Here is a 24,381-nt window from a genome sequence, read left to right as displayed (position 1 = left end):
AACAATGGTCCATTGTGCCAGATGGGTGGGCTCGTTCGGAAACCACCCTGTGCGCGCTTCGAGAGTGCAGGGACTCCCTAACCACTCACGGGGGTGCCGCGGAGGATCACACGCATCGGCTTCGCGAGCACATCGGGGTTTCCGCGCGGATCTTCGGAATAAACCACCAGGTCGGCGGGCGCTCCCTCTTCGATGCCCTGGGCACCCAACCAACTCCGCGCATCCCAGCTGGCTGCGCCCAACGCCTGGTGAGCTGTCAATCCGGCAACTTCGAGTTCGGCGATCTCGTCGGCGATCCGCCCGTGTCTGATCGATCCGCCGGCATCCGTTCCGGCATAGATCGGAATCCCGGCCTCGTGAGCGGCACCGATTGTCTGGTGCCGACGAGCGTGCAAATCGCGCATGTGCGCCGCGTAGATCGGATATCGCGTGGCGGAGTCCGCGATCTCGGGGAAAGTAGCGATGTTGATCAGCGTCGGAACCAGGGCCGTGCCGTGCGCGACCATCGACTCGATGGTCGCGTCCGTCAATCCGGTGCCGTGCTCGATGCAGTCGATACCGGCGTTGATCAGGCCGGGCAAAGCGTCTTCGGCAAAAACGTGAGCGGTGACCTTTGCGCCTTCGGCGTGGGCGGCAGCGATGGCCTCGACCAGGATCTCGTCGCTCCACAAGGGAGCCAGATCGCCGACGGAACGATCGATCCAGTCGCCGACGAGCTTGACCCAGCCGTCACCAGCGCGTGCCTGACGCACTACCTCGGCCGGCAACTGAGATTCGTCGTCCAGGTCGACCGGCAAGCCCGGGATGTACCGCTTGGGTGCCGCGATGTGCTGACCTGCGCGAATGATCCGCGGCAAATCGAGGCGCTCGTCGATGAACCTGGTGTCGACCGGTGATCCGGCGTCGCGGAGCAACAGCACGCCCGCGTCACGTTCGGTCTTCGCCTGCTCCAGCAAGCCGTCGACGGTTTCGCCGCCGCCACCGCCGTAGCGGATACCGACGTGACAATGCGCATCCACGAGACCCGGTGTGATCCAACCCGATTCGACGATCGTCTCCGCACCGGACACCGGCTCGAAGGAAATCAGCCCGTCGACGATCCACAATTCGATCGGCTCGGCATCGGGCAGACCGATACCCCGCAGATGAAGCGCAGCCACCGACTACTTCTTGGGCAGCTTGAGCTGGGAAAGATCGATGCCTTCCAGTCCGGGCGGCAACTGATCGAGACCCTTGGGCATGTTCGACAGGTCGGGCATCCCGGCCGGCATTCCGCCGGGCATACCCGGGAATCCGCCCATGCCGGGGAATCCTCCGCGCATCTTGGGCTGCGTCGGGCCCTTGCCGCCCTTCTTGCCCTTCTTGCCCTTCTTGCTGCGAACCTGCTTACGCGCGCCGGGCATGCCCATACGGCCGGCCATGGCAGCCATCATCTTGCGGGCTTCGAAGAAGCGATCCACCAACTGGTTGACGTCGGAAACCTTGACGCCCGAACCGTTCGCGATGCGCAGTCGGCGTGAGGCGTTGATGATCTTCGGATCGTCGCGCTCGGCCGGTGTCATACCGCGGATGATGGCCTGAATGCGATCGAGTTGCTTCTCGTCGACGTTGGCCAGCGCGTCCTTCATGCCGCCGGCACCCGGCAGCATGCCGAGGAGGTTGCCGATCGGGCCCATCTTGCGGACGGCCATCATCTGATCGAGGAAGTCTTCGAGGGTGAGCTGACCGGAACCGATCTTCGCTGCGGTCGCTTCGGCCTGATCGGCGTCGAAAACCTGCTCGGCCTGCTCGATGAGGCTCAGGACGTCGCCCATACCGAGGATCCGGCTGGCCATGCGATCGGGGTGGAAGACGTCGAAGTCTTCGAGCTTCTCGCCGGTGGACGCGAAGAGGATCGGCTGGCCGGTGACCTCGCGGACGCTCAGTGCGGCACCACCGCGGGCGTCGCCGTCGAGCTTGGTGAGGACGACACCGGTGATGCCGACTCCTTCACGGAACGCGTCGGCGGTACTGACCGCGTCCTGACCGATCATGGCGTCGAGGACGAAGATGGTCTCGTCCGGGTTGACGGCGTCACGGATACCGGCGGCCTGCGCCATCAGCTCCGAGTCGATACCGAGGCGACCGGCGGTGTCGACGATCACGACGTCGTAATGCTTGTTGCGTGCTTCTTCGACGCCGGCGCGGGCGACCTCGACGGGGTCGGCTGCGGAAACGCCGAGGGCGTTCTCGCCACCGCCGATGGAGGTACCGGGGTGCGGCGCGAAGACTGCCGCGCCCGCACGCTCACCGACGATCTGAAGCTGAGTGACGGCGCCGGGACGCTGAAGGTCGCAGGCAACGAGGAGGGGCGTGTGCCCCTGGTCCTTGAGCCACTTGGCCAACTTTCCGGCCAGCGTGGTCTTACCGGAACCCTGCAGACCGGCCAACATGATGACCGTCGGCGGAGTCTTGGCGAACTGGAGTCGACGAGTTTCGCCGCCGAGAACCTCGACCAGCTCTTCGTTGACGATCTTGACGACCTGCTGAGCCGGGTTCAGTGCACCCGAGACCTCGGCGCCCTTGGCGCGTTCCTTGATCTTGGCGATGAAGCTGCGCACTACGGGAAGCGCGACGTCGGCCTCGAGCAGGGCAAGGCGGATCTCGCGGGCCGTAGCGTCGATGTCGGCGCCGGACAGACGACCCTTGCCACGCAGATCCTTGAGAGATCCGGTCAATCTGTCGGAAAGGGATTCGAACACCGAGTGCGCTCCTGAAGGTCGTGCGAGTTAGCCGTGGATATTCTCGGGCACCAGCCTAGCCGCTACGCCCGCACCGATCCCAGCCGATGCGGGCGTAACTGCCGAAACCGGTCCGTCAATCCTCTTTCTTCTTCGGTTGTGGCACCGGAACCACCGCCAGCACCGCCTCCTCGACGCGCTCTCGCGCCGCGCGGGTATCGGCCTCACCGAAGTCGAGGCAGAACGCGTCGACCACCGAGGAACCCAACGTGGCGACCTTCGCCCACCGGATGTCGGCACCACTGTGTTCGAGTGCTGCGGCCAGTCGGCAAAGCAGGCCGACGCGGTCTTCGGTACGCAATTCGAGGATCGCGTGACCGTCACCGGGCGCGTCGAACCAGATGACCCGCGGCGGTGCCTGCGAATAGAGCACCGGAACCGCCGAATCCTTGTTTGTCTGGATCGGGTCGTCCCACTGCTCTGCCCGTGCCTCCTCGTCCTTGGCGTCGAGAAGTTCGAGCAGATTCAGTTCACCGGCCGAAGCGCGGATCAATTCCTGCCTGAGCAGCACCGCCTGCGGCGGTGTGCCGAACCTCGGTGTGACGACAAACGAATTGACCGCCGAACCCGCATGCGACCCCAGCGAAGCGGAATGCACCCGCAACGACTGCAGCGCCAGAACGCCGGCAGCCCGAGACAGCAGCCCGGGCGCGTCGGGCGCGATGACGGTCACGACGTAGGTGTGCGGATTCTCGGCCGGTACGAGCGAGACGTGAACCCCGCCCTCCTCGGCAATGGCCAACTGCTCGGGAGCGAGTGGGTCGGGTTGTGGGAGTTCCTCCCCCGCCATCAACAAACGGCAACGACGCACGAGCTCACCGATCAGAGACGACTTCCAGTCGCCCCAGACGCCAGGACCGGTGGCCAACGAATCCGCCTCCGCCAACGAATGCAGGAGATCGAGAAGCGTCCCGTCCCCTTCGAGTGCGTCGACCACTCGCTGCACCGTTGCCGGATCGTCGAGGTCGCGACGAGTCGCGGTTTCCGGCAGCAGCAAGTGATAGCGCACCATCGCCGTCAACGTCGCGACGTCGGAAGGCCAGAGTCCCAAGCGATTTCCGATCGCGGTGGCCAATTCGGCACCGACGACGCTGTGGTCTCCCCCTCGCCCCTTCCCGATGTCGTGGATCAGCGCACCGAGCATGAGCAGATCCGGCCGAGCGACGCGAGTGGTGAATCCGCTTGCATACGCGGCGGTTTCGACCAGGTGGCGATCCACCGTCCACGTATGGACGGCGTCGCGCGGCGGAAGATCGCGAATGGTCCCCCACTCCGGCAGGAGGCGACCCCAGAGCCCGGTCCGGTCCATCGCCTCGATCACCGGAACGGCACGCGATCCCGAACCGAGCACGACCAAGAGATCGTTGACCGCATTTTTCGGCCACGGCTCACGCAGTTCCGGGGCATTGTCGGCCAGTCGATTGAGCGTCGACGCGGAGATCGGCATGCCGTTGGTGGCCGCCGCTGCCGCGACCCGCATCACCAGACCGGGATCCTTCTTCGGCCTCGCATCGCGCGCCAGGACAACTTCGCCGGCATGCTCGACGACGCCCTCGTCCAGTGGTCGCCGCACCGGCGCGCGACGCAGCCGCGACAAACCACGCCGGGGCAAGGAGTTTCCGGCGGTACGGATACCGACGTCCACCGAATAGCTGATGGTGCGCGCCGATTCACTGAGAAGGCGGGCCAGATCGAATCGATCACCGATCCGCAGCGCCGCACCGATTTCGTCGGCGTCCTGCGCTCGCAGTTGATCGCGGGCGCGACCGGCAACGCGGTGAAGTTCGGTGCGCACGTCGAGCAACCGCCTGTGCGCGAGTGCCAGACCGCCGCCGGGCGAGTTGGGTCCCAGCCCTGGCATCCCGTCGGTCAATTGCGCGATGGACAGGGCGTTGAGCAGTTGGACGTCACGCAGCCCGCCACGGCCGCTCTTGAGATCCGGTTCGGCGCGATGGGCGATCTCGCCGCTGCGCTCCCACCTCGTACGGGTCTGGGTGATCAATTCGTCGAATCGGCTGCGGATGTCCATGCGCCACTGTCGACGGACACCACTGATCAACAGGTTGCTCAGCTCCACATCGCCGGCAATGTGGCGTGCTTCGAGCATTCCGAGTGCCGCCGTCATGTCGGTGGCCGCAACCTGAAGCGCCTGCGGAAGCGTCCGCACGCTGTGGTCGAGTTTGATGTGCGCGTCCCACAGCGGGTACCACAGGCTGTCCGCAACCTGGGCCACGACTGCTGGGTCCATGTCGTCGTGCAGCAGAATCAGATCGAGATCGGAATACGGCAACAGTTCGCGTCGGCCAAGACCACCCACGGCGACGATGGCAAACCCACAATCCGGTTTGATGCCCAGTTCGGTCCCCTTGGTGGTCAACCAGAACTCGTGCAGATCGACCAGTGCATGTCGCAGAGAAGGGGCGTCGAGCCTCCTGTTCTTGACGCCTCCGGTGAGTAGGGCCTTGCGTGCGCGGGCCAGGTCCGCAGCTTCGTCGGATCCCCCTGACGAGACCGGCCCTGGCCCCGTCGCTTTCGCGACGGAACCAGGGCCGAGGTTCTCGGACCCTTTCGGGTCAGAGTGCATCGCCACCGCGTTCCCCGGTGCGAACCCGGATGACCGACTCGACTGGCGAGACCCACACCTTGCCGTCACCGATCTTGCCGGTGCGAGCGGCCTCGACGATCACCTCGACCACCTTGTCCACGGCCGCGTCGTCGACGACGACCTCGACCCGGACCTTGGGTACGAAGTCCACGGAGTACTCCGCGCCTCGGTACACCTCGGTGTGACCCTTCTGTCGGCCGTAGCCCTGAACTTCGCTGACTGTCATACCCAGCACTCCGGCCTGCTCGAGTCCGGTCTTGACGTCCTCGAGCGTGAACGGCTTGACGATTGCTGTGATCAGCTTCATGTGCTCATCCCTTTCCAAACTCTGAAGTGCCTGAATTCACTTTAATCACGTGCTGATCACGCGAGGTCGTATGCGGTCTCTGCGTGTTCGGTCTCATCGATGCCGCGTGCCTCGTCCTCGGCCGAGATTCGCCAGCCCAGGGGCTTGAGTGCGAAGCCGATGATCGTCGTCAGAACGCCGGTGAAGACGAGTGCTGCGAGTGCGATCACGATCTGAACCACCAGTTGCTTGTAGTCGCCGCCGTAGAAGAGGCCGGTTGCGGTGCCGAAGAATCCGATACCGATCGTGCCCCACAGGCCGGAGACAAGGTGCACACCGACGACGTCGAGCGAGTCGTCGAAGCCGAAGCGGAACTTCAGGCCGACTGCGAGAGCGGACAGGATGCCGGCTACGGCGCCGAGGAAGATGGAACCGACCGGGTTGAGCGCACCGGCAGCAGGGGTGATGGCGACCAGACCGGCGACCGCACCGGAAGCTGCGCCGAGGCTGGTGGCGTGACCGTCACGAATACGCTCGGTGGCGAGCCAGGCCAGGACTGCGGCACACGTCGCGGTGGTCGTGTTGACCCAGGCGAGACCGGCGTTACCGTCGGCGGCGAATGCCGAGCCGGCGTTGAAGCCGAACCAACCGAACCAGAGAAGTGCTGCGCCGAGCATCACGAAGGGCAGGTTGTGCGGACGGAAGGCGGTCTTGCCGAAGCCGAGACGCTTGCCGACGATGAGGGCGAGGACCAGACCGGCCATACCCGCGTTGATGTGAACGACTGTGCCACCGGCGAAGTCGATCGGAGCGACGTTGGCGACGGTGACTCCGTCTTCGTTGACCGTGGTGCCGAAGAGCTTTGCCGCGATGCCGTCCTCGGAGCCCGAGAGGAGTCCGCCGCCCCACACCATGTGTGCGAGGGGGAAGTAGACGACGGTGACCCAGATACCCGAGAACAGCAGCCAGGTGCCGAACTTGACCCGCTCGGCCAGGGCACCACTGATAAGGGCGGTGGTGATGATCGCGAATGTCACCTGGAACGCGATGTCGATGACGTTGGGGTAGCCCCACGCGCCGGCGATGAAGTTGCCGTCAGCATCGGTGATGCTGTTCTTGAGGCCGAAGAACTCGAACGGGTTGGCAAAAATGCCCCCGATGTTCTCGGTGCCGTAGGACATCGACCATCCCCACAGAACGTAGATGACGCCGATGACGGCCATGGCCCCGAAGGACATCATCATCATGTTCAGGACGGACTTGGACCGAGACATCCCGCCGTAGAAGAAAGCGAGGCCGGGTGTCATCAGCAAGACCAGAGATGCAGCCATCAGCATCCATGCGGCGTTACCGGAGTTCGCCAACAAATCGTCGGTACTCACTTACTACCTCCTAGTCGCACGTGCCGGGCAGCACGTCGTTAAGGAGAAGAGTGCTGGGCTGGTGTTTCGTCCATGGCGCTGTCGCGTTTCGCAGACGTGAACCAATTGCCCAACTTTGTTGCAAACAGGTTTCGCCAGGGGGTTCTACCGACCCTGTGCGCCTTTTCGGTAGTTCGCGCTACCAAAAAGGCGCACGGGGCGTCAGCCCAGGAGGGCGTCGACGAACGCACCCGGCTCGAAGGGCGCCAGGTCGTCGGCACCTTCACCGAGACCGACCAACTTCACCGGCACACCCAGTTCATGCTGAACCTGGAAGACGATTCCGCCCTTGGCGGTTCCGTCCAGCTTGGTCAGTACGACGCCGGTGATGTCCACGACCTCCGCGAACACTCGAGCCTGTGCCAGTCCGTTCTGGCCGACCGTCGCATCGAGAACCAGCAGAACGTCGTCGACCGACGCCTTCTTCTCGATGACCCGCTTGACCTTGCCGAGCTCGTCCATCAGGCCGGTCTTGGTGTGCAGGCGGCCGGCGGTGTCGATGAGGACCACGTCCACGCCGTCCGCGATGCCCCGTGAGACCGCGTCGAAGGCAATCGCAGCGGGATCGCCACCCTCCTTGCCACGAACAACTTCAGCGCCGACACGCTCGGCCCACGTCTGGAGCTGATCGGCGGCGGCCGCGCGGAACGTGTCCGCGGCACCGAGCACGACGCGACGACCGTCGGCGACGAGCACGCGAGCCAGCTTGCCGGTGGTCGTTGTCTTGCCGGTCCCGTTGACGCCGACGACGAGCAGAACAGCCGGGTGATCATCATGCGGCAATGCGCGGATGGAGCGGTCCAGTTCGGGACGCAGTTCGGCGATCAACACCTCGCGCAGAAGGGCGCGGGCGGCAGCCTCGGTCCGGACGCTGCGGGCCGCCATCTGCTCACGAAGCTTCGTGACAACCTTTTCCGTGGTCGCGGAGCCGAGGTCTGCGATGAGAAGGGTGTCCTCGACTTCTTCCCACGAGTCCTCGTCCAGATCGCCGCCACCGAGTAGGCCGAGCAAGCTCTTGCCGACCGCTGACTGCGAGCGGGAGAGGCGCCCGCGCAGTCGGTCCAGCCGGCCTTCGGTCGGGTCGATCTCGTCCAACACGAGCGGTGCAGGCTCGACGGGTTCAGGAACTACAACGGGCTCGGGAACTACGACGGGCTCGGGTACGACTGCAGGTTCGGGAACGACAGGTTCTTCGACAACAGGTTCTGCTACTGGTGGTTCTTCTACGACCGGCTTTTCGATTACCGGCTCTTCGACAACCGGCTCCTCGACAACAGGTTTTTCGACGACAGGCGGCTTCTCCGCGACCGGCGGCGTCGGAACCACCGGAGGTGGCGCCGTTGCCGTCGAGCCTTGACTGAAGTTGAACCCGCCGCCGGCCTTGTAGCCGCCTGACTTGTCCTTCTCGGGGGTGCCGAGCTCCGGCTTCGTCTCGGGCGCCTTCAGCGACACCTGCCCCTTGCGGTAGCGCAGGAATCCGGCAACGAGAACGACGAGTAGTACGGCCGCTACAGCCGCGATGATGATCCAAGCCTGGGTAGTCACCGGCCCATTGTTTCAGGCTCCGACCCGGAAAGTGAGCAGGGCTTACGTCGAGGCCATGTCTTGACCGCGAAGTCGCTGCGAAATCACGGTGGTGATGCCGTCGCCGCGCATGCTGACTCCGTACAACGCGTCGGCGATTTCCATCGTCGGTTTCTGGTGAGTGATCACGATCAACTGCGACTTCTCCCGCAATTGTTCGAAGAGTCCGATCAGCCGCCGCAGGTTGGTGTCGTCCAACGCCGCCTCGACCTCGTCCATCACGTAGAACGGGGACGGGCGTGCCCGGAAGATCGCGACCAGCATGGCCACCGCGGTCAAGGACTTCTCGCCGCCCGACAGCAACGACAACCGCTTGACCTTCTTACCGGGCGGACGCGCCTCGACTTCGATGCCTGTGGTCAGCATGTCCGACGGATCGGTGAGAACCAGTCGTCCTTCTCCCCCGGGGAACAATTTCTCGAACACGCCCACGAACTCACGCTCGACGTCGGCATAGGCCTCGGTGAACACCTGCAGAATTCGTGCGTCCACGTCTGCGACCACAGCAAGAAGGTCCTTGCGTGCGGTCTTGACGTCTTCGAGCTGAGTGGAGAGGAAGGTATACCGCTCCTCGAGAGCTGCGAATTCCTCGAGCGCCAGCGGATTGACCTTGCCGAGGGTGGCGAGGTCTTTCTCCGCCCGCTTCGCGCGCCGTTCCTGAGTCGCACGATCGTACGGAAGCGGAGCGGGGGCGGTTACCTGCTCGCCGCGCTCCTTGGCCTGCTCGTACTCCTCGATTTCGAGAGCGGTCGGCGGCAGTTCGACGTCGGGTCCGTACTCGGCGATCAGATCATCGAGGCCGATACCGTACTGATCGAGGATCGACTCCTCGAGTTGTTCGATGCGCAGCGCCGCCTGAGCCTTCGCAACCTCGTCGCGATGGACGGCGTCGGTGAGTGAAGCGAGCTGTCCGGTCAGTGCCCGGACGATCTCGCGGACCTGATCCAGCTTGGCCGTGCACTCGGAGCGGGCCCGAGCCAACTCGTCGCGGTGAGCAAGAGCCGCGGCGACGACGGCCTCGAGTTCGGCCGCCACGCGCTGTCCCGACTCGGCGACGGCAGCTGCAACTTCCGCAGCGTGCGCTCTGGCGCGCAGAGCCCGCTCGGCGCGAATTCGTGCCTCTCGTTCGGCAGCAGCGGCGCGGCGAAGCGAATCAGCCTTTCCGCGTACGGATTCCGCACGTTCTTCGGCGGTGCGCACGGCAAGGCGAGCATCCATTTCGACTATGCGCACTTCGGCCAGCGCTGCTGCGGCCATTTCGCGATCGGCAGCGGTCGATTCCGCACCGTGTCCCGGTGCACTGCCGTCGGTTTCGGCCACACGCAGACGTTCTTCCAGGTCCGCCAGCTTTGTCAGCGACTCACCGCGGCCCTCCTCGGCACGCACTCGCTGGGCGGTCAACCGCTCGGATTCCGCGTGGGCGACTCGTGCTGCCTGCCCCAATCTGCCCAACTGCTCGTAAATGGCGGACATGGCGGCGTCCGACTCGTTGAGCGCCGCCAAAGTCTGCTCCGCGGTCTCGCGTCGAGCGGCCTGTTCGGCCATAGCGCCGGACAGCGCCGCGTCGAGTTCCTCGGATCGGCTCTCCGTTGCCGCCAGTTCCGCTGCTGACGCGTCGATCGCCGCCTGTACCTCCAGCGTGCTGGGTTGCCGATCCGAGCCACCGATCATCCACCCCGAACCGTGCAGATCGCCGGAACGCGTCACTGCACGAATTCCCTTGTGGTCAGCAACAACTCGAATCGCGTCCTCGAGAGTCTCGACCAGGACAACGCCATCGAGTATTGCGGTCAACCCCGCACGCAACTCATCAGGGCAGTCGATGACGTCGACGGCAGGACGACTGCCCGGTGCGATCTCGGCCTCGCGTTTGATCACCGGTTCACCGCTCACGATCAGCGAGGCACGCCCACCGTCCTGATCGGCCAGCGCTGCAACAGCGGAGCGAGCCGAGTCCAGCGACTGCGCCACGACGGCGTCCGCCGCCGGCCCCATCGCGGCAGCGATCGCAGCTTCGTAGCCGGGTTCGACGTGAATCAATCCGACCAGCGAGGTGATGCCGTCGTCGCGCCGGTGTTCGAGCAGCCAGCCGCCACCGTCCTTGCGCTGCAAGCCCATCGACAGTGCCTCGACGCGCGCACGGAGCGAAGCTATACGTTGCCCGCTCGTCTTTTCTTCCTCGCGAAGTTCTTCGACACGTGCGTCGATCATCTCGAGAGCTTCGACGGCGCGTTCATGATTGGTGTCGAGGCCCACTTCACCGGCGTCGAGGTCCCCGATGCTTTCCTGCACCGTGTCGAACTCGGCTTGTGCGGCATCCCCACGCAGACGAGCCTCGTCGATGGCCTCGGTCAGTCGGGAAACTTCCGCGTCGACGGATTCGACGCGGGTACGCAGAGTGTCGACCTGACCGGAGAGTCGAGCAAGACCTTCACGGCGGTCGGCGACGGCACGAACTTCCGCCATGTGCGCCCGTTCCGCTTCTGCTGCAGCATCTTCGGTGGCTGCCAGCTGGTCCCGAGCAGCTTCCGACGCCGCTCGCGCGATTTCGACGCCTTCGAGGAGTTCGGCCTCCTCGGCCGCAAGACGTTCGGCGCGCGCTTCCATCTCGTCCGGGTCCTGGCCGCGATTGCCGACGGGTTCGGAGTCGAGATGTCGTGCACGCTCGCGGGCGATGCGCACGGTGGCGTTGACTCGTTCGGCAAGCGCGGACAGCTGGAACCAACTCTGCGCAGCCGCTTCCGATCCCGGAGTCAGACGAGCGAGAGCTTGCTCCTGGCGCCCGAGTTCGAGGTTGGCCTCGTCGAGCGCGGACGCCACCTCGTTGTGCTGTTCGCGGGCGGCTTTCTCGTCCTGCGCCTGGTCGTTCAGTTGGGTTCGACGGGTCACCAGGTCGTCAGCGGCCAGCCGCATCTTGGCATCACGCAGGTCGGCCTGGACCGTCTGTGCTCGCCGAGCAACCTCGGCCTGGCGTCCCAGCGGTTTGAGTTGCCGACGCAGTTCCGCGGTGAGGTCACTGAGTCGAGCGAGATTGGCCTGCATGGAATCGAGCTTGCGTACCGCTTTTTCCTTGCGGCGGCGATGTTTGAGGACTCCCGCGGCTTCTTCGATGAAGGCGCGTCGATCCTCGGGGCGGGATTCGAGGATCGCGGCGAGCCGTCCCTGCCCGACGATGACATGCATTTCGCGGCCGATACCGGAGTCGCTGAGCAGTTCCTGGACGTCCATCAGACGGCAGGACGAGCCGTTGATCTCGTACTCCCCCGCGCCGTCGCGGAACATCCGGCGCGTGATCGACACCTCGGAGTACTCGATCGGGAGCGCGCCGTCGGCGTTGTCGATGGTCAAGGTCACCTCGGCGCGGCCCAGCGGTGCGCGGCCGGAGGTGCCGGCAAAGATGACGTCTTCCATCTTGCCGCCGCGCAGAGCCTTGGCGCCCTGCTCGCCCATCACCCAGGTCAACGCATCGACGACGTTGGATTTACCCGAGCCGTTCGGCCCGACGACACAGGTGATCCCCGGCTCGAACCGAAGAGTCGTTGCCGACGCAAAGGATTTGAATCCCTTGAGTGTCAGACTCTTGAGGTGCATGGGGGGAAACTTTACCGCCAAACCGGTCAGCGTTCGACGAACCCTGTCAGGTCGCCCCTGGCGGGGTCCCAGCTGTCGACCACGAGGTCCACCGTGCCCGGTGTTGTTCCCGAGCGAAGCAACTCCAACAATTTCTCGAGCTGCGTGCGTTCGCCTTCCGCCACGACGAGCACTCGACCGTCACGCTGATTCGACGCATATCCGATCAACCCGAGTTCGAGGGCGCGGGCCCTGGTCCACCACCGGAACCCGACGCCCTGAACATATCCGTGAACCCACGCCGTCAACCGCACAGGCGGTGTCTCAGTCATGACGTTCAGCCCGCCACACGTTCGAGACGGTGGACGTCGCCGAGGAAACCGGTGGTGTAGAGCGAGTTGGGGTCCCAGCCCGGGCCGCCACCGAACTTCACCGCCGATGTGAACGGCAGACCCGAGGCGATCTCACACGAAGATCCCGAATCCGGATCGACGCGAACAACTTTGCCGCCGGCATTGAATGCGACGTACAACGCGCCGTCCGGTCCGACGGTCAGATCGTCCGCCATGTTTGCCGGACCGAACCCGGGGAGCGTGATCGTTCGCACCGGCCCGCCCAGATCGTGTGCGTCGAGGACGTGGACGGCGGTCACCATGTCGAAAGTGGTCGTTACGTAGATCGTCGAACCGGAGCGTGCGAGGCCGTCGACGGTGCCGAGATCCTCACGAACGATCGAACTGGTTCCGTCACTGTCGATGACCGTGAGCCCCGGCCGGGTCAGGGTGCGAGCTGTGAGGAAACGGTTACCGTCCAGTGGCACAAGCCCGTTCGGCATCACCAGACCGTCGGCAATCGTAGTCACCGATCCGTCTGCGACGTCGACCTTACGAAGGCTGCCGTCGGCGATTCCGAACAGACCCGAGACAGTCGAGTTGCCCGTGGTGAAGTACACGGAACCGTCACGCGCGACCAGCCCGCCAGGACCGGTGACGTCACCGACCAAAGTTGTCCGTGTTCCGTCCGGCGCCACTTTCAGCAGTGCACCCGGCCCGATCAGAGCCGACTGCGACAACGCCATCGATCCGCTGCCGTCGAATTCGAGATTCTCGAGCATTCCGGCACCAGTCGTCACGACGCTCGACGTCCATTTGCCGCAACCACCGTCCGAGCCGTCGGCCGGGACCGATGCCTGTGCCGGAGCACTCACCGCCACAACGGAACCCAGTGCGATCGCAGCGACAGCACTGCCGGCGCGGGACATCAGGCTTCCGTGTCGAACGACAGCGTGACCTTGGTTCCGGCCTTGAGAGTGCGCCCGACCGTGCACACCTTGTCGACGGAACGCTCGACGAGAGTGATGAGGCGCTGCTGCGCTTCGGCATCCAACTCACTGAGGTCGAGTTCGAGAACCTCGTCGAGCTGCGGGTAGACCTCGTTTTCACGATCGGCGGCACCGGACACTCGAACCGTCGCGTCGTAGTTGTCACCGAGGCGGCGAGAGATCGGGAAGTCTGAGCTCATCCCGGTGCATGCAGCCAGTGCAATTTTGAGGAGTTCGCCGGGCGTGAAGACTCCTGGCACCGATTCGGAGCCGATGAGAACCTCTGCGCCACGCGAACTCTTGCCGGTGTAGAGGCGGGTTCCTGTGCGTTCCACCCAAAGCTCCGTGTGAGCTGGGGCGGTTGCAGTGTTGTCTGGAGTCTGTTCAGCCATGACGCAATCTTGCCACTCCGCCGAATCGAAGGGGCGGAGACCTAGGCGATTCGCCGTGCCCTCGGGGTCGGCTGACACCGCGGGCAACTGAACGACGATCGATTCATGAACTTCTCACGCTTGATCGGCGCGCCGCATCGCGGGCACGGAAGATTCTCCTGCCCGTACGCCGACAGCGACCGGTCGAAGTAGCCCGATTCCCCGTTGACGTTCACGTACAGCGCGTCGAAGGACGTACCGCCCTGATCGAGCGCCTCGCCCATCACCGAGTGCGCCGCGGTCAACAGTTCTCGAAGTTTGGGCCTGGTGAGCGATTCGGCGATTCGGTTGCCGTGAATCTTTGCACGCCACAATGATTCGTCGGCGTAGATGTTTCCGATTCCGGAGACCACTGTCTGGTCGAGAATCGCCCGCTTGATCTCGGTGTGCTTGCCCCGCAGGACTTTCACGACGGATTCGAGATCGAACGCAGCATCCATGGGATCGCGAGCGATGTGCGCCACCGACTCGGGCAGCATCGTTCCGTCGACCTCGACGAGGGGTGAAATCGACCAGCCACCGAAGGTCCGCTGGTCGACGAATCGAAGATCAGCCCCGGAATCGAGGGCCAACCGAATGCGTAGGTGCTTTTCCCAGTCGACTGTCGGGGGTTGGACCAACATCTGTCCGCTCATCCCGAGATGAACCACCAGTCCGACACCGGCAGGCTCGAGAACCAGCCACAGATACTTGCCGCGACGCTCTGCCGAAGCGATGGTCTGCCCGGTGAGTTGGCCGATCAAGTCCTCGGAACCGAGAATGTGGCGCCTGATCGCGCGGGGATGGAGGACCTCGACGGCCTCGATCGCCGCACCTACAGCATGAGACTGTAGGCCGCGGCGAACGACTTCGACTTCGGGAAGCTCAGGCAAGAGTGAACTCAGCCGGCGAGATCAGACGGGTTGTCAGCAGCGACTGCGCTAGCAGCGGCATTCTCCGACATCGTCTTCCATGCCGAACTTGCTGCCTTCTGCTCGGCTTCCTTCTTGGAACGACCGACACCGACGCCCAAGGGCTTGCCACTGATGAGAACTGTGGCCGTGAATTCCTTGTCGTGATCGGGTCCGGTAGCGGTGATCTCGTAGACGGGAACTCCGGCACCGTGTTCTGCGGTCAGTTCCTGCAGACTCGTCTTCCAATCCAGACCCGCGCCGAGAAGCGGTGCGCGAGTGAGTAGATCGTCGAACAGATCGAGAACAACACGTCTCGCAGTATCGATGCCGTGCTGCAGGTGTATGGCGCCGAGAATCGACTCCATACCGTCGGCGAGGATGGACGGCTTGTCACGGCCGCCCGTCATTTCCTCGCCCTTACCCAGCAGCAGGTGAGCTCCGAGTCCACCTTCACCCAGAGTCCTGGCAACCTCGGCGAGTGCATGCATGTTGACCACGCTGGCACGAATCTTCGCCAGATCACCTTCGGATTTGTCCGGGTGGGACAGATAAAGATTTTCGGTCACCGTGACGCCGAGAACGGAATCCCCGAGAAATTCGAGGCGCTCGTTCGTGGGCAGACCGCCGTTCTCGTACGCGTACGAGCGGTGCGTGAGAGCCAGGGTCAGAAGACCGGGCTCTATATCTACGCCGACAGCGGCGAGGAGCTTGTCGTGATTGCCCTCGCCGCCGGCGGCTGAAACTGTATTTTCGCTCGTCATAGTCTTTCTCCGGGGAGAACTAGACAGCAGCGGTTACCTGGCGGCCCTTGTAAGTACCGCATGACGGGCATGCGATGTGGGGAAGGGTCTGCTCGCCACAGCCACGGTTGGGGCAGGTAACGAGGGTGGGCACAGTGGTCTTCCACTGGCTACGACGCGACCGCGTGTTGGATCGCGACATTTTGCGCTTGGGGACAGCCACTTCTACTTCTCCTCGGCTTCGGTGATCACAAGATTTTCGCTGGTGTTTGATTCCACGCCAAATTTGGCCGCGAGACCAGCCCAGCGAGGATCAAGTATGTCATGCCCATGCCCAGATTCCGCAATCGCCAGGCGAATGCCACATTCTGAGCACAATCCCAGGCAATCATCACTGCACAGAGGCTGGAGCGGAAGCGCCAGACCGACTGCATCGACGATGACCGGTTCGAGGTCGATTTCGTCGTCTTCGACCGCGTAGACCTCTCCCTCTTCCGTCGTCTCCTCGGTGGTGCTGTCCGGGTAAGCGAACAACTCCGTGAGATAGATGTCCACGGTGCCGGTGAAAGGTTCAAGGCACCGCGAGCATTCACCCTTGGTGGGTGCGTGCACGTTTCCGGTGACGAGAACGCCTTCGGACACTGCTTCGAGACGAAGATCGAGATCTATGTCCGCGCCCGCTTCGATCGCGATTAGATCGAGACCGATACGGTTCGGGGACTGAATTGTTCTCTCGACGGTACGCATCGACCCTGGACGACGACCGAGCTTGACCGTGTCCAGCAAAAATCCCGCATCACTTGACTGATGCGACGAACTACGACGATGCGTTGACAAAGAGAACTCACCTAACTGTTGAAACTGGTATGGGCAACCACTCCACAATACGGCAGCTACAACGCAAATCCCAATTCCGTCCACGAAAAAGTGGGCCGCCCCATATCGGACGACCCACCCTCGACTGTCTCGTTCGCTCTAGCGACGACGCTCCGAACGACGATCGTCGTCCTGGTAGTCGGGGACTCCCGAACCTGTTCGAAGCTGTTGACGACCACGCCCGACCGATCGAACCGTTCCGGTGAGGAACTCTTCGAACTCGGCCAACTTGGTGTCCACGTACAGGTCACACTCCGAACGCATCCTGTCGGACTCGGCATGAGCGGCGTCGATCACTCGCGCGGATTCCGCGTGCGCTGACTGGACAACCTCGGTCTGCGACACCAGACGAGCCTGCTCCGCCGTTCCCTCCGCCACTGAATGTTCGTACGAGGCCTGGCCGGACTCGATCATCCGATCGGCCTCGGCACGCGCCCGTCCGGTGACGGCCTCGTACTCACGACGGCCGTCGGTGACGGTCCGTTCCGCTTCTGCTTCGGCGTCCTCGACCAACTGATCGGCGTGCGCGCGTGCTTCGGCAACCATGCGATCGGCCTGAGCCTTGGCATCGGACAGAATCCGGTCGGCGTCGTCGCGTGCGTTCTCGACAGTCGAGGTTGCCTCGGCATTGGCGCTGCTGACCGTCTTCTCGGCGTTTGCTCGCGCGTCACCGACCAATTTGTCGCGATGATCGAGGACGTCCTGAGCGTCGTCCAGCTCGCTCGGAATTGCGTCCCGGACGTCGTCGAGTAGCTCGAGTACGTCACCGCGAGGCACAACACACCCTGCGGTCATGGGAACACCGCGCGCCTCTTCGACAATTGCGACCAGTTCGTCCAGTGCCTCGAATACGCGGTACACAAGCAACCCCAATCTCTACCGGCCGAAATCGGCCCACATCGTCACCGGTCCACTCGGACCTGTGCCCGTTCCTGTCCAAGTTTGCCGGAAGAACGGCCAACGGGGTGTCGTCGTGGTCGGTGTGTCGGGGATCAGCTGTTTTCGGATGCTCGTTCGGCGATACGCGCGAGTAGCCGAGAATGCACCTTGGCCGGGAGCATGTCGGAGACGTCGCCGCCGAAGGTCGCAACTTCCTTCACCAGAGAACTCGACAGGTAGCTGTAGGTCGGGTTCGTGGCAACGAAGAGCGTGTCGACGCCCGTGAGCTTCTGATTCATCTGGGCCATCTGCAGCTCGTAATCAAAGTCGTTCGCGCCGCGCAGACCCTTGACGATCGCGCTGAGTCCTTCTTGTTTCGCGTAGTCGACCAACAATCCGTGCCACGACGTGACGCGAACGTTGGGCAGGTGGCTCGTCGCGTCTTCGAGCATCTCGATCCGCTCGTCGATCGTGAACATGCCACGCTTGCTCTTGTTGATCAGCACGGTGACCACGACCTCGTCGAATTGCGCAGCAACTCTTCCGATTACGTCGAGGTGACCGTTGGTCACAGGGTCGAAGGATCCGGGGCAGACGGCGCCAGTCATGAGTCCAGACCGTAGCAGGTGGCCAGCTCGATGCGGGCTTCACCGTAGTTCTTGGCCTTGATCGGCTCGTAGCCCTGAGGCCACACAGTCTCCGGCGAGCGCGACGAACGTTCGAGTACGACGATCGTGCCCTCCCCCACCCATTTGTTGGCCTGCAGATCAGCGAGCATGGACACGACGGCCTCGTCGGTTACCGCATACGGCGGGTCCGCGATCACGATGTCGTATTCACGCGCGCTCGGACCCGAGACCACGGCCGCAACCGGAGCGGCGCGAACCGTCGCCCCCGGCAACGCGACAGTGCCGATGTTCGCCTTGATGACGGCAGCAGCCTTGGCATCGGATTCCACGAGAACAACGTGCTCGGCTCCCCGCGAGAGCGCCTCGAGGCCGAGAGCACCCGAACCCGCAAAGAGGTCGAGAACCGCGCACCCTTCGAGATCGATGCGCGCTTCGAGAGCACTGAACAACGCCTCACGAACCCGATCCGACGTCGGACGGGTGCCGCTCGGCGGGACTCGCAGGCGTCGACCGCCCGCGAGTCCCGAGATGATGCGTGTCACTCTGCGGCGCTCTCCCCCGTCGAGACGACTACCAGCAGGTCTCCGCCCTCGACCTGTTGGACGGCGCTGATCGCGATCCGAGAGACGACGCCGGCGCGCGGCGAGGTGATCGCCGCTTCCATCTTCATCGCTTCGATCGTGGCCACGGTGTCGCCGGCCTCGATCTTCTGGCCTTCCTTGACCGCGAGCGTCACGACGCCCGCGAACGGTGCAGCCACGTGGCCCGGGTTGTTCTTGTCGGCCTTCTCCGCCACCGGTACGTCACTGGCAATGGAGCGATCGCGGATCGAGACCGGGCGCAGCTGGCCGTTCAGGATGCACATGACAGTGCGGTAGCCGCGCTCGTCGGGCTCGGAGATCGCCTCGAGACCGATGATCAGTTCCACGCCGGGAGCCAACTCGACCCGGTGCTCGTCGCCGCGCCGCAAACCGTAGAAGAACTGGTTTGCCGAAAGCCGCGACGTGTCACCGTACTTCTCGCGGTGTTCGAGGAATTCCTTTGTCGGGCCGGGGAACAGCAGACGGTTCAGCGTCGCCTGACGGTCCTTCGACGAGCCCTCCAGCAGCACCTCGTCCTCAGCGGACAACGTCGCTTCCGGCTTGGCCTGGCCACGTCCTTCGAGTGCCTTGCTGCGGAACGGTTCCGGCCAACCACCGGGAGGCGTACCGAGTTCACCGCGCAGGAAGCCCACCACGGAGTCGGGAATGTCGAACTTCGCCGGATCTGCGGCGAACTCCTCCGAAGGCACGCCGGCACCGACAAGATGGAGCGCGAGGTCGCCGACGACCTTCGACGACGGCGTCACCTTCACAAGATGCCCGAGCATGCGGTCTGCGTCGGCGTACTTGGCTTCGACCTCTTCGAACCGGTCGCCGAGACCGAGAGCAACGGCCTGGGTCCGGAGGTTGGAGAGTTGACCGCCCGGAATCTCGTGTGTGTACACGCGACCCGTCGGCGCCGGCAGTCCGGATTCGAACGGCGCGTACACCTTTCGCAGCGCCTCCCAGTACGGCTCGAGGTCGCACACGTTCTGCAGGTTCAGTCCGGTGTCGAACTCGGAGTGCGCGGCAGCGGCGACGATGGCCGAGAGCGCAGGCTGGCTGGTGGTTCCGGCCAGTGCCGCGGAAGCACCGTCGACTGCGTCGGCGCCCGCCTGCCACGCTGCGAAGTACGTGGCCAGCTGTCCACCGGGAGTGTCGTGCGTGTGAACGTGAACCGGCAGATCGAAGTTGCTGCGTAGCGCCGTCACCAGCTTGGTAGCTGCCGGAGCGCGCAGCAGGCCTGCCATGTCCTTGATCGCGAGCACGTGAGCGCCGGCATCGACGATCTCTTCGGCCAACTTCAGGTAGTAGTCGAGCGTGTACAGAGTTTCGTTCGGATCCGACAGATCACCGGTGTAGCTCAGCGCCACCTCCGCGAGGGCCGTTCCGGTCTCACGCACCGCGTCGATGGCGGGCCGCATCTGGTCGACGTTGTTGAGCGCGTCGAAGATTCGGAAGATGTCGATACCGGTGTCGGTGGCTTCCTGAACGAATGCGCGCGTGACCTTTTCGGGATACGGCGTGTAGCCCACCGTGTTTCGGCCGCGAAGAAGCATCTGAAGGCAGATGTTCGGGATCGCCTCGCGGAGTGCGGCGAGCCGGTACCACGGATCCTCGTGCAGGAAGCGAAGTCCCACATCATAGGTCGCGCCGCCCCAGGCTTCGATCGAGAGCAGTTCCGGCGTCAACCGCGCAACGTGCCCGGCTACTCCGAGCAGTCCGCTGGTCCGAACTCGCGTGGCCAACAACGACTGGTGCGCGTCACGGAAGGTGGTGTCGGTGACGCCGACGGCCTTCTGCTCACGCAGTGCCTTCGCAAAACCTTCGGGTCCGAGTTCGAGCAGGCGCTGACGGCTACCGGCAGGAGGAGGCGTCGAAAGATCGATCTTGGGCAGCTTGTCCTGCGGGTACACCGCCGAGGGCCGCTCACCGTGAGGCTTGTTGACAGTCACATCCGCGAGGTAGGTCAGGATCTTCGTGCCGCGGTCTGCCGAAGAACGCAGAGTCAGCAGCTGAGGACGTTCCTCGATGAAGGAGGTCGTCACACGTCCGGCCCGGAAGTCCGGGTCGTCGAGAACCGCCTGCAGGAACGGAATGTTGGTCGAGACGCCACGAATGCGGAACTCGGTGACCGCGCGGCGAGCCCTCGCGACAGCGGCTTCGAGGTCACGACCACGGCAGGTGAGCTTGACCAGCATCGAGTCGAAGTACGCGCCGACCTCGGCTCCGAGCGTGGCGCCGCCGTCCAGGCGGATACCGGCTCCGCCCGGGGTGCGGTACGCAGTGATGCGGCCCGTGTCCGGGCGGAATCCGTTGGCCGGATCCTCCGTGGTGATGCGGCACTGCAGCGCCGCGCCGCGAAGCTTGATCGTGTCCTGTGACAGACCAAGTTCTTCAAGCGTCGAACCGGACGCGATCTTGAGCTGCGACTGGACCAGGTCCACGTCCGTCACTTCTTCGGTGACGGTGTGCTCCACCTGAATTCGCGGGTTCATCTCGATGAAGACGTGATTGCCGCGCTTGTCGAGGAGGAACTCGACGGTGCCCGCGCACGTGTACCCGATCTCCTTCGCGAAGGCGACGGCGTCGGCACAGATCTTGGCGCGCAACTCTTCCGAGAGATTGGGCGCCGGAGCAAGCTCGATCACCTTCTGGTGGCGACGCTGCAGCGAGCAGTCACGCTCGAAGAGGTGGATGACATTGCCCTGCTCGTCGGCGAGGATCTGCACTTCGATGTGCCGGGGGTCGATGACGGCCTGCTCGAGGAAGACCGTCGAATCGCCGAAGGCCGATTCCGCTTCGCGCGCTGCGGCTTCGATCGATTCCTTGAGCTGTGAGCGCTCCGCAACGCGGCGCATTCCGCGTCCACCGCCGCCGGCAACGGCCTTGACGAAGATCGGGAAGGTCATGTCCTCGGCGGCCGCGAGCAACTCGTCGATGTCCGCTGACGGCTCCGAGGACGCGAGCACGGGGAGACCGGCGGCCTTTGCCGCTGCGATGGCCCGAGCCTTGTTTCCGGTCAACTCGAGGATCTCGGCGGACGGGCCGACGAACTTGATGCCTGCCTCGGCGCACGCCGCCGACAGATCCGGGTTCTCGGAAAGGAAGCCGTAACCGGGGTAGATGGCGTCGGCTCCGGCACTCTTGGCGGCGGCGACGATTTCCTCGACTGAGAGATACGCCCGAACGGGGTGACCCTTCTCCCCGATCTGGTAGCTCTCGTCTGCCTTGAGACGGTGGATCGAGTTCCGATCCTCGTACGGGAACACCGCGACGGTTCCGGCACCTAGTTCGTAGGCGGCGCGGAAGGCACGGATCGCAATTTCGCCGCGGTTCGCGACGAGCACTTTGGAGAACATTCGAGAAAACTACCCCGATTTCATCTTGCGTCTACATGCGGAGTCTCATATTTCGGACTGAATCGAGAAACCAACCCGGTGGTCCTCGTGCTATTCGATTTCAGCTTGTCGTCATACCCGTCACGACTTCTCGAGGTACTCGATCCGGTCGGAGTCCAGGGCAGCGGTCACCATGGAAGCGAGGGCGGGATGATCCTCGAGCGACGGATCGGAGTCGACGATTCCCTGAGCGAACTCCCTGGCGGACTCGAGGATGTCTCCGTGGGCCATGAGGGAAAGCAGTCTCAGATTCGAGGTTGTGCCAGACTGCGCCGCACCGAGAATGTCTCCTTCACGTCTGGTCGCGAGGTCGAGTTGCGCCAGTTCGAACCCGTCGTTGGTCGCTGCCACCGCCGAGAGCCGCTCGTACGCCGGTCCGCCGGGATTGCTTCCGGTGACGAGGATGCACAGCCCCTGGTGCTTGCCTCGACCGACTCGTCCGCGCAGCTGATGGAGCTGACTGACGCCGAACCGCTCGGCGTCGACGATCACCATCACCGTCGCATTCGGAACGTCCACACCGACTTCGACGACAGTCGTACAGACGAGGACGTCGATGTCACCGACGTTGAATGCGCTCATCACGACGTCTTTTTCGTCGGAAGGCAGTCGACCGTGCAGCAACCCGACTCGCAGATCGGCCAGCGGGCCACTCGACAGCTCTTCGAAGACGTCGACCGCCGACTTGGTCTCGGGCTGCTTCTCCTCGGTGAACTGGTCCTCACCGGCACCCTGCTCACCGTCGCCGATGCGTGAGCACACGACATACGCCTGACGACCAGCGGCAACGTCCTCACGGATTCGTTCCCATGCGCGATCCACCCACTGCGGCTTCTGCTTCGCGGGCACGACGCTGCTCTTGATCGGGGTTCGCCCACGCGGTAGTTCCCGCAGGGTCGAGACCTCGAGGTCGCCGAGCACCGTCATGGCGATGGTTCGCGGAATCGGCGTTGCCGTCATCACCAGCAGATGCGGACTCAGACCTTCACGCGCTCGTGATCGCAACTGATCACGTTGCTCGACGCCGAAGCGGTGCTGCTCGTCGACGACAACCATGCCGAGGTTGAAGAACTCCACGTTGTCCTGGATGAGCGCATGGGTACCGATGACGATCCCGGCGTCGCCGGTCACGGCTTCGAGCAGCGCTGCGCGCTTCGCAGCGACCGGCAGCGAGCCGGTCAGAAGGGCGATACGGGTGGAATGTTCGGCCGAACCGAGTTCACCGCCTGCGGCCAGCGGGCCCATCATCTTGCGCAGTGATCGCGCGTGCTGATTTGCCAGGACCTCGGTCGGTGCGAGCAACGCGCACTGATAACCGGCGTCGACGACCTGCAACATCGCGCGCAGAGCCACGATGGTCTTGCCTGACCCGACCTCGCCCTGAAGAAGCCGGCTCATCGGGTGTGGGCGAGCGAGATCGCTGGAGATCTCCTCCGCGACTGCTTGCTGTCCCTCCGTCAGAGTGAACGGGAGCATCTCCTCGAACTGGTCCGCGATCCCGCCGGCAACCGGAGCGCAGGCCGGCGCTACACGCTCGGAATTGTCGTGACGACGCATCGCGAGGACCAACTGCAGAGACAGCGCCTCGTCGAAACGCAGACGATCCTGAGATCGTTCGATGTCCTCCTTGGTATCCGGGAGGTGAACGGTGCGCAGTGCCTCGTCCAAACCGATGAATCCGTGCTCGGCCCGAGTCTCGGCGGGCAACGGCTCCTCGATCGGATCGAGTTGATCGAGCACTTGCCGCACGCACCGCATGATGGTCCAGCTCTCGACCTCGCGGGTCGCCGGGTACAGCGGGATCAATGCGCGGTCGAAGACGGACAGATCGAGTTCGGCGCCGGGATCCTGGTTTGCGCGAGCCAGACCGGCAAGGTCACCGGCCCCCTTGATGGATGCAAGCGGAACTACCGAATCCTCCTCGCCGACACGAGGTTCCGGGAGGATCAGGTAGCTCGGGTGGGTGAGAGACCACTTGCCGCGGAAGTACTTCACCGTCCCGGAGAACATCGCACGCACGCCGGGCTTGATGACGTGCCGCACCTTCTGCGGATTGAAGAACGTGACGTCGACGGTCTGCGAATCAGTCGCGAGCGATACTCGCAACATCTGCCCCGGACGGTTCTTCATCTTCACGACCGCCGCCGACGCCACCCGCGCGATGATGGTGATGTGCTCACCTTCGGGCGGCTCCTTCTCGGCAAGTTCCTTGCCTGCCGACGCGTACCGGTGTGGGTAGTGACGCAGCAGGTCCTCGACCGTCCGAATCTCGAATGCCTCGTCGAGCGCGTCCGCGGTCTTCTTTCCCAGCAGCCGATCGAGTGGGTCGGCGAGCGTCGCCATCAGTTCCTCCAGCACAGTGTCGCGGTAAGCACATGTGTTCG

At 64.0% G+C, this 24,381-nt stretch carries 19 protein-coding genes; all 19 read right to left on the bottom strand.

Going from position 1 to position 24,381, the window contains the following annotated elements:
• Positions 1-77 precede the first annotated feature (77 nt).
• Positions 78-1,160: an amidohydrolase family protein gene (locus H7C86_RS10815; protein WP_060938667.1), complete on the bottom strand. Its 1,083-nt coding sequence runs from the start codon at positions 1,158-1,160 to the stop codon at positions 78-80.
• Between the two features lie 3 nt (positions 1,161-1,163).
• Complete coding sequence (gene ffh / locus H7C86_RS10810; RefSeq protein WP_003942713.1) at positions 1,164-2,741, bottom strand: signal recognition particle protein; 1,578 nt, start codon at positions 2,739-2,741, stop codon at positions 1,164-1,166.
• 115 nt (positions 2,742-2,856) lie between these two features.
• Entirely contained in the window at positions 2,857-5,364 is a 2,508-nt protein-coding gene (locus H7C86_RS10805; RefSeq protein WP_070796281.1) for a [protein-PII] uridylyltransferase, read from the bottom strand.
• Complete coding sequence (locus H7C86_RS10800) at positions 5,354-5,692, bottom strand: P-II family nitrogen regulator (protein ID WP_003942772.1); 339 nt, start codon at positions 5,690-5,692, stop codon at positions 5,354-5,356. The genes H7C86_RS10805 and H7C86_RS10800 overlap by 11 nt, the downstream gene beginning before the upstream one ends.
• A gap of 56 nt (positions 5,693-5,748) precedes the next feature.
• Positions 5,749-7,008, bottom strand: coding sequence for an ammonium transporter (locus tag H7C86_RS10795; protein ID WP_051636583.1), 1,260 nt, complete (start codon positions 7,006-7,008; stop codon positions 5,749-5,751).
• A gap of 246 nt (positions 7,009-7,254) precedes the next feature.
• Positions 7,255-8,637, bottom strand: coding sequence for a signal recognition particle-docking protein FtsY (gene ftsY / locus H7C86_RS10790; RefSeq protein ID WP_182261098.1), 1,383 nt, complete (start codon positions 8,635-8,637; stop codon positions 7,255-7,257).
• A 42-nt stretch (positions 8,638-8,679) separates the two neighbouring features.
• Positions 8,680-12,267, bottom strand: coding sequence for a chromosome segregation protein SMC (gene smc, locus H7C86_RS10785; protein WP_182261099.1), 3,588 nt, complete (start codon positions 12,265-12,267; stop codon positions 8,680-8,682).
• A gap of 26 nt (positions 12,268-12,293) precedes the next feature.
• On the bottom strand, positions 12,294-12,578 hold the full coding sequence (locus H7C86_RS10780) for an acylphosphatase (protein WP_020907281.1): 285 nt from the start codon (positions 12,576-12,578) through the stop codon (positions 12,294-12,296).
• 5 nt (positions 12,579-12,583) lie between these two features.
• Positions 12,584-13,507, bottom strand: coding sequence for an SMP-30/gluconolactonase/LRE family protein (locus H7C86_RS10775; RefSeq protein WP_182261100.1), 924 nt, complete (start codon positions 13,505-13,507; stop codon positions 12,584-12,586).
• Positions 13,507-13,959 (bottom strand): OsmC family protein, encoded by a 453-nt coding sequence (locus H7C86_RS10770; protein ID WP_020907278.1) that lies wholly within the window; start codon positions 13,957-13,959, stop codon positions 13,507-13,509. The genes H7C86_RS10775 and H7C86_RS10770 overlap by 1 nt, the downstream gene beginning before the upstream one ends.
• A 41-nt stretch (positions 13,960-14,000) precedes the next feature.
• Positions 14,001-14,870, bottom strand: a complete 870-nt coding sequence (mutM, locus tag H7C86_RS10765) for a bifunctional DNA-formamidopyrimidine glycosylase/DNA-(apurinic or apyrimidinic site) lyase (protein ID WP_019747953.1) — start codon at positions 14,868-14,870, stop codon at positions 14,001-14,003.
• 8 nt (positions 14,871-14,878) lie between these two features.
• Positions 14,879-15,652, bottom strand: a complete 774-nt coding sequence (gene rnc, locus H7C86_RS10760; protein WP_019747952.1) for a ribonuclease III — start codon at positions 15,650-15,652, stop codon at positions 14,879-14,881.
• Positions 15,653-15,671: 19 nt separating this feature from the next.
• Positions 15,672-15,854: a 50S ribosomal protein L32 gene (gene rpmF / locus H7C86_RS10755; RefSeq protein WP_007729318.1), complete on the bottom strand. Its 183-nt coding sequence runs from the start codon at positions 15,852-15,854 to the stop codon at positions 15,672-15,674.
• Between the two features lie 2 nt (positions 15,855-15,856).
• Positions 15,857-16,417 (bottom strand): DUF177 domain-containing protein, encoded by a 561-nt coding sequence (locus H7C86_RS10750; RefSeq protein ID WP_182261166.1) that lies wholly within the window; start codon positions 16,415-16,417, stop codon positions 15,857-15,859.
• A gap of 189 nt (positions 16,418-16,606) precedes the next feature.
• Positions 16,607-17,368 carry a DivIVA domain-containing protein gene (locus H7C86_RS10745; RefSeq protein WP_003942696.1) on the bottom strand — a complete coding sequence of 254 codons (762 nt, stop codon included), beginning with the start codon at positions 17,366-17,368 and terminating at the stop codon, positions 16,607-16,609.
• A 131-nt stretch (positions 17,369-17,499) separates the two neighbouring features.
• On the bottom strand, positions 17,500-17,994 hold the full coding sequence (coaD, locus tag H7C86_RS10740; protein WP_182261101.1) for a pantetheine-phosphate adenylyltransferase: 495 nt from the start codon (positions 17,992-17,994) through the stop codon (positions 17,500-17,502).
• Entirely contained in the window at positions 17,991-18,557 is a 567-nt protein-coding gene (gene rsmD / locus H7C86_RS10735; RefSeq protein WP_003942746.1) for a 16S rRNA (guanine(966)-N(2))-methyltransferase RsmD, read from the bottom strand. The genes coaD and rsmD overlap by 4 nt, the downstream gene beginning before the upstream one ends.
• A complete protein-coding gene (locus tag H7C86_RS10730; RefSeq protein WP_020969323.1) occupies positions 18,554-21,958 on the bottom strand; it encodes a pyruvate carboxylase in 3,405 nt (1,134 codons plus the stop codon). Before H7C86_RS10730 ends, rsmD begins: the two co-directional genes overlap by 4 nt.
• A gap of 120 nt (positions 21,959-22,078) precedes the next feature.
• Complete coding sequence (recG, locus tag H7C86_RS10725; RefSeq protein WP_029255116.1) at positions 22,079-24,340, bottom strand: ATP-dependent DNA helicase RecG; 2,262 nt, start codon at positions 24,338-24,340, stop codon at positions 22,079-22,081.
• Positions 24,341-24,381: the final 41 nt, after the last annotated feature.

The organism is Rhodococcus sp. UFZ-B548 (genome assembly GCF_903819475.1).
Lineage (GTDB): Bacteria > Actinomycetota > Actinomycetes > Mycobacteriales > Mycobacteriaceae > Rhodococcus_F > Rhodococcus_F erythropolis.
This window is presented reverse-complemented; position numbering and strand designations above follow the sequence as displayed.

What these genes read in the sequence shown, in the direction of transcription:
- coaD (WP_182261101.1), bottom strand. Translation starts at nt 17,994, where the DNA reads ATGACTGGCGCCGTCTGCCCCGGATCCTTCGACCCTGTGACCAACGGT.
- H7C86_RS10770 (WP_020907278.1), bottom strand. Translation starts at nt 13,959, where the DNA reads ATGGCTGAACAGACTCCAGACAACACTGCAACCGCCCCAGCTCACACG.
- H7C86_RS10730 (WP_020969323.1), bottom strand. Translation starts at nt 21,958, where the DNA reads ATGTTCTCCAAAGTGCTCGTCGCGAACCGCGGCGAAATTGCGATCCGT.
- rnc (WP_019747952.1), bottom strand. Translation starts at nt 15,652, where the DNA reads ATGACGAGCGAAAATACAGTTTCAGCCGCCGGCGGCGAGGGCAATCAC.
- smc (WP_182261099.1), bottom strand. Translation starts at nt 12,267, where the DNA reads ATGCACCTCAAGAGTCTGACACTCAAGGGATTCAAATCCTTTGCGTCG.
- H7C86_RS10805 (WP_070796281.1), bottom strand. Translation starts at nt 5,364, where the DNA reads ATGCACTCTGACCCGAAAGGGTCCGAGAACCTCGGCCCTGGTTCCGTC.
- H7C86_RS10780 (WP_020907281.1), bottom strand. Translation starts at nt 12,578, where the DNA reads ATGACTGAGACACCGCCTGTGCGGTTGACGGCGTGGGTTCACGGATAT.
- recG (WP_029255116.1), bottom strand. Translation starts at nt 24,340, where the DNA reads ATGGCGACGCTCGCCGACCCACTCGATCGGCTGCTGGGAAAGAAGACC.
- H7C86_RS10775 (WP_182261100.1), bottom strand. Translation starts at nt 13,507, where the DNA reads ATGTCCCGCGCCGGCAGTGCTGTCGCTGCGATCGCACTGGGTTCCGTT.
- H7C86_RS10795 (WP_051636583.1), bottom strand. Translation starts at nt 7,008, where the DNA reads ATGCTGATGGCTGCATCTCTGGTCTTGCTGATGACACCCGGCCTCGCT.
- H7C86_RS10800 (WP_003942772.1), bottom strand. Translation starts at nt 5,692, where the DNA reads ATGAAGCTGATCACAGCAATCGTCAAGCCGTTCACGCTCGAGGACGTC.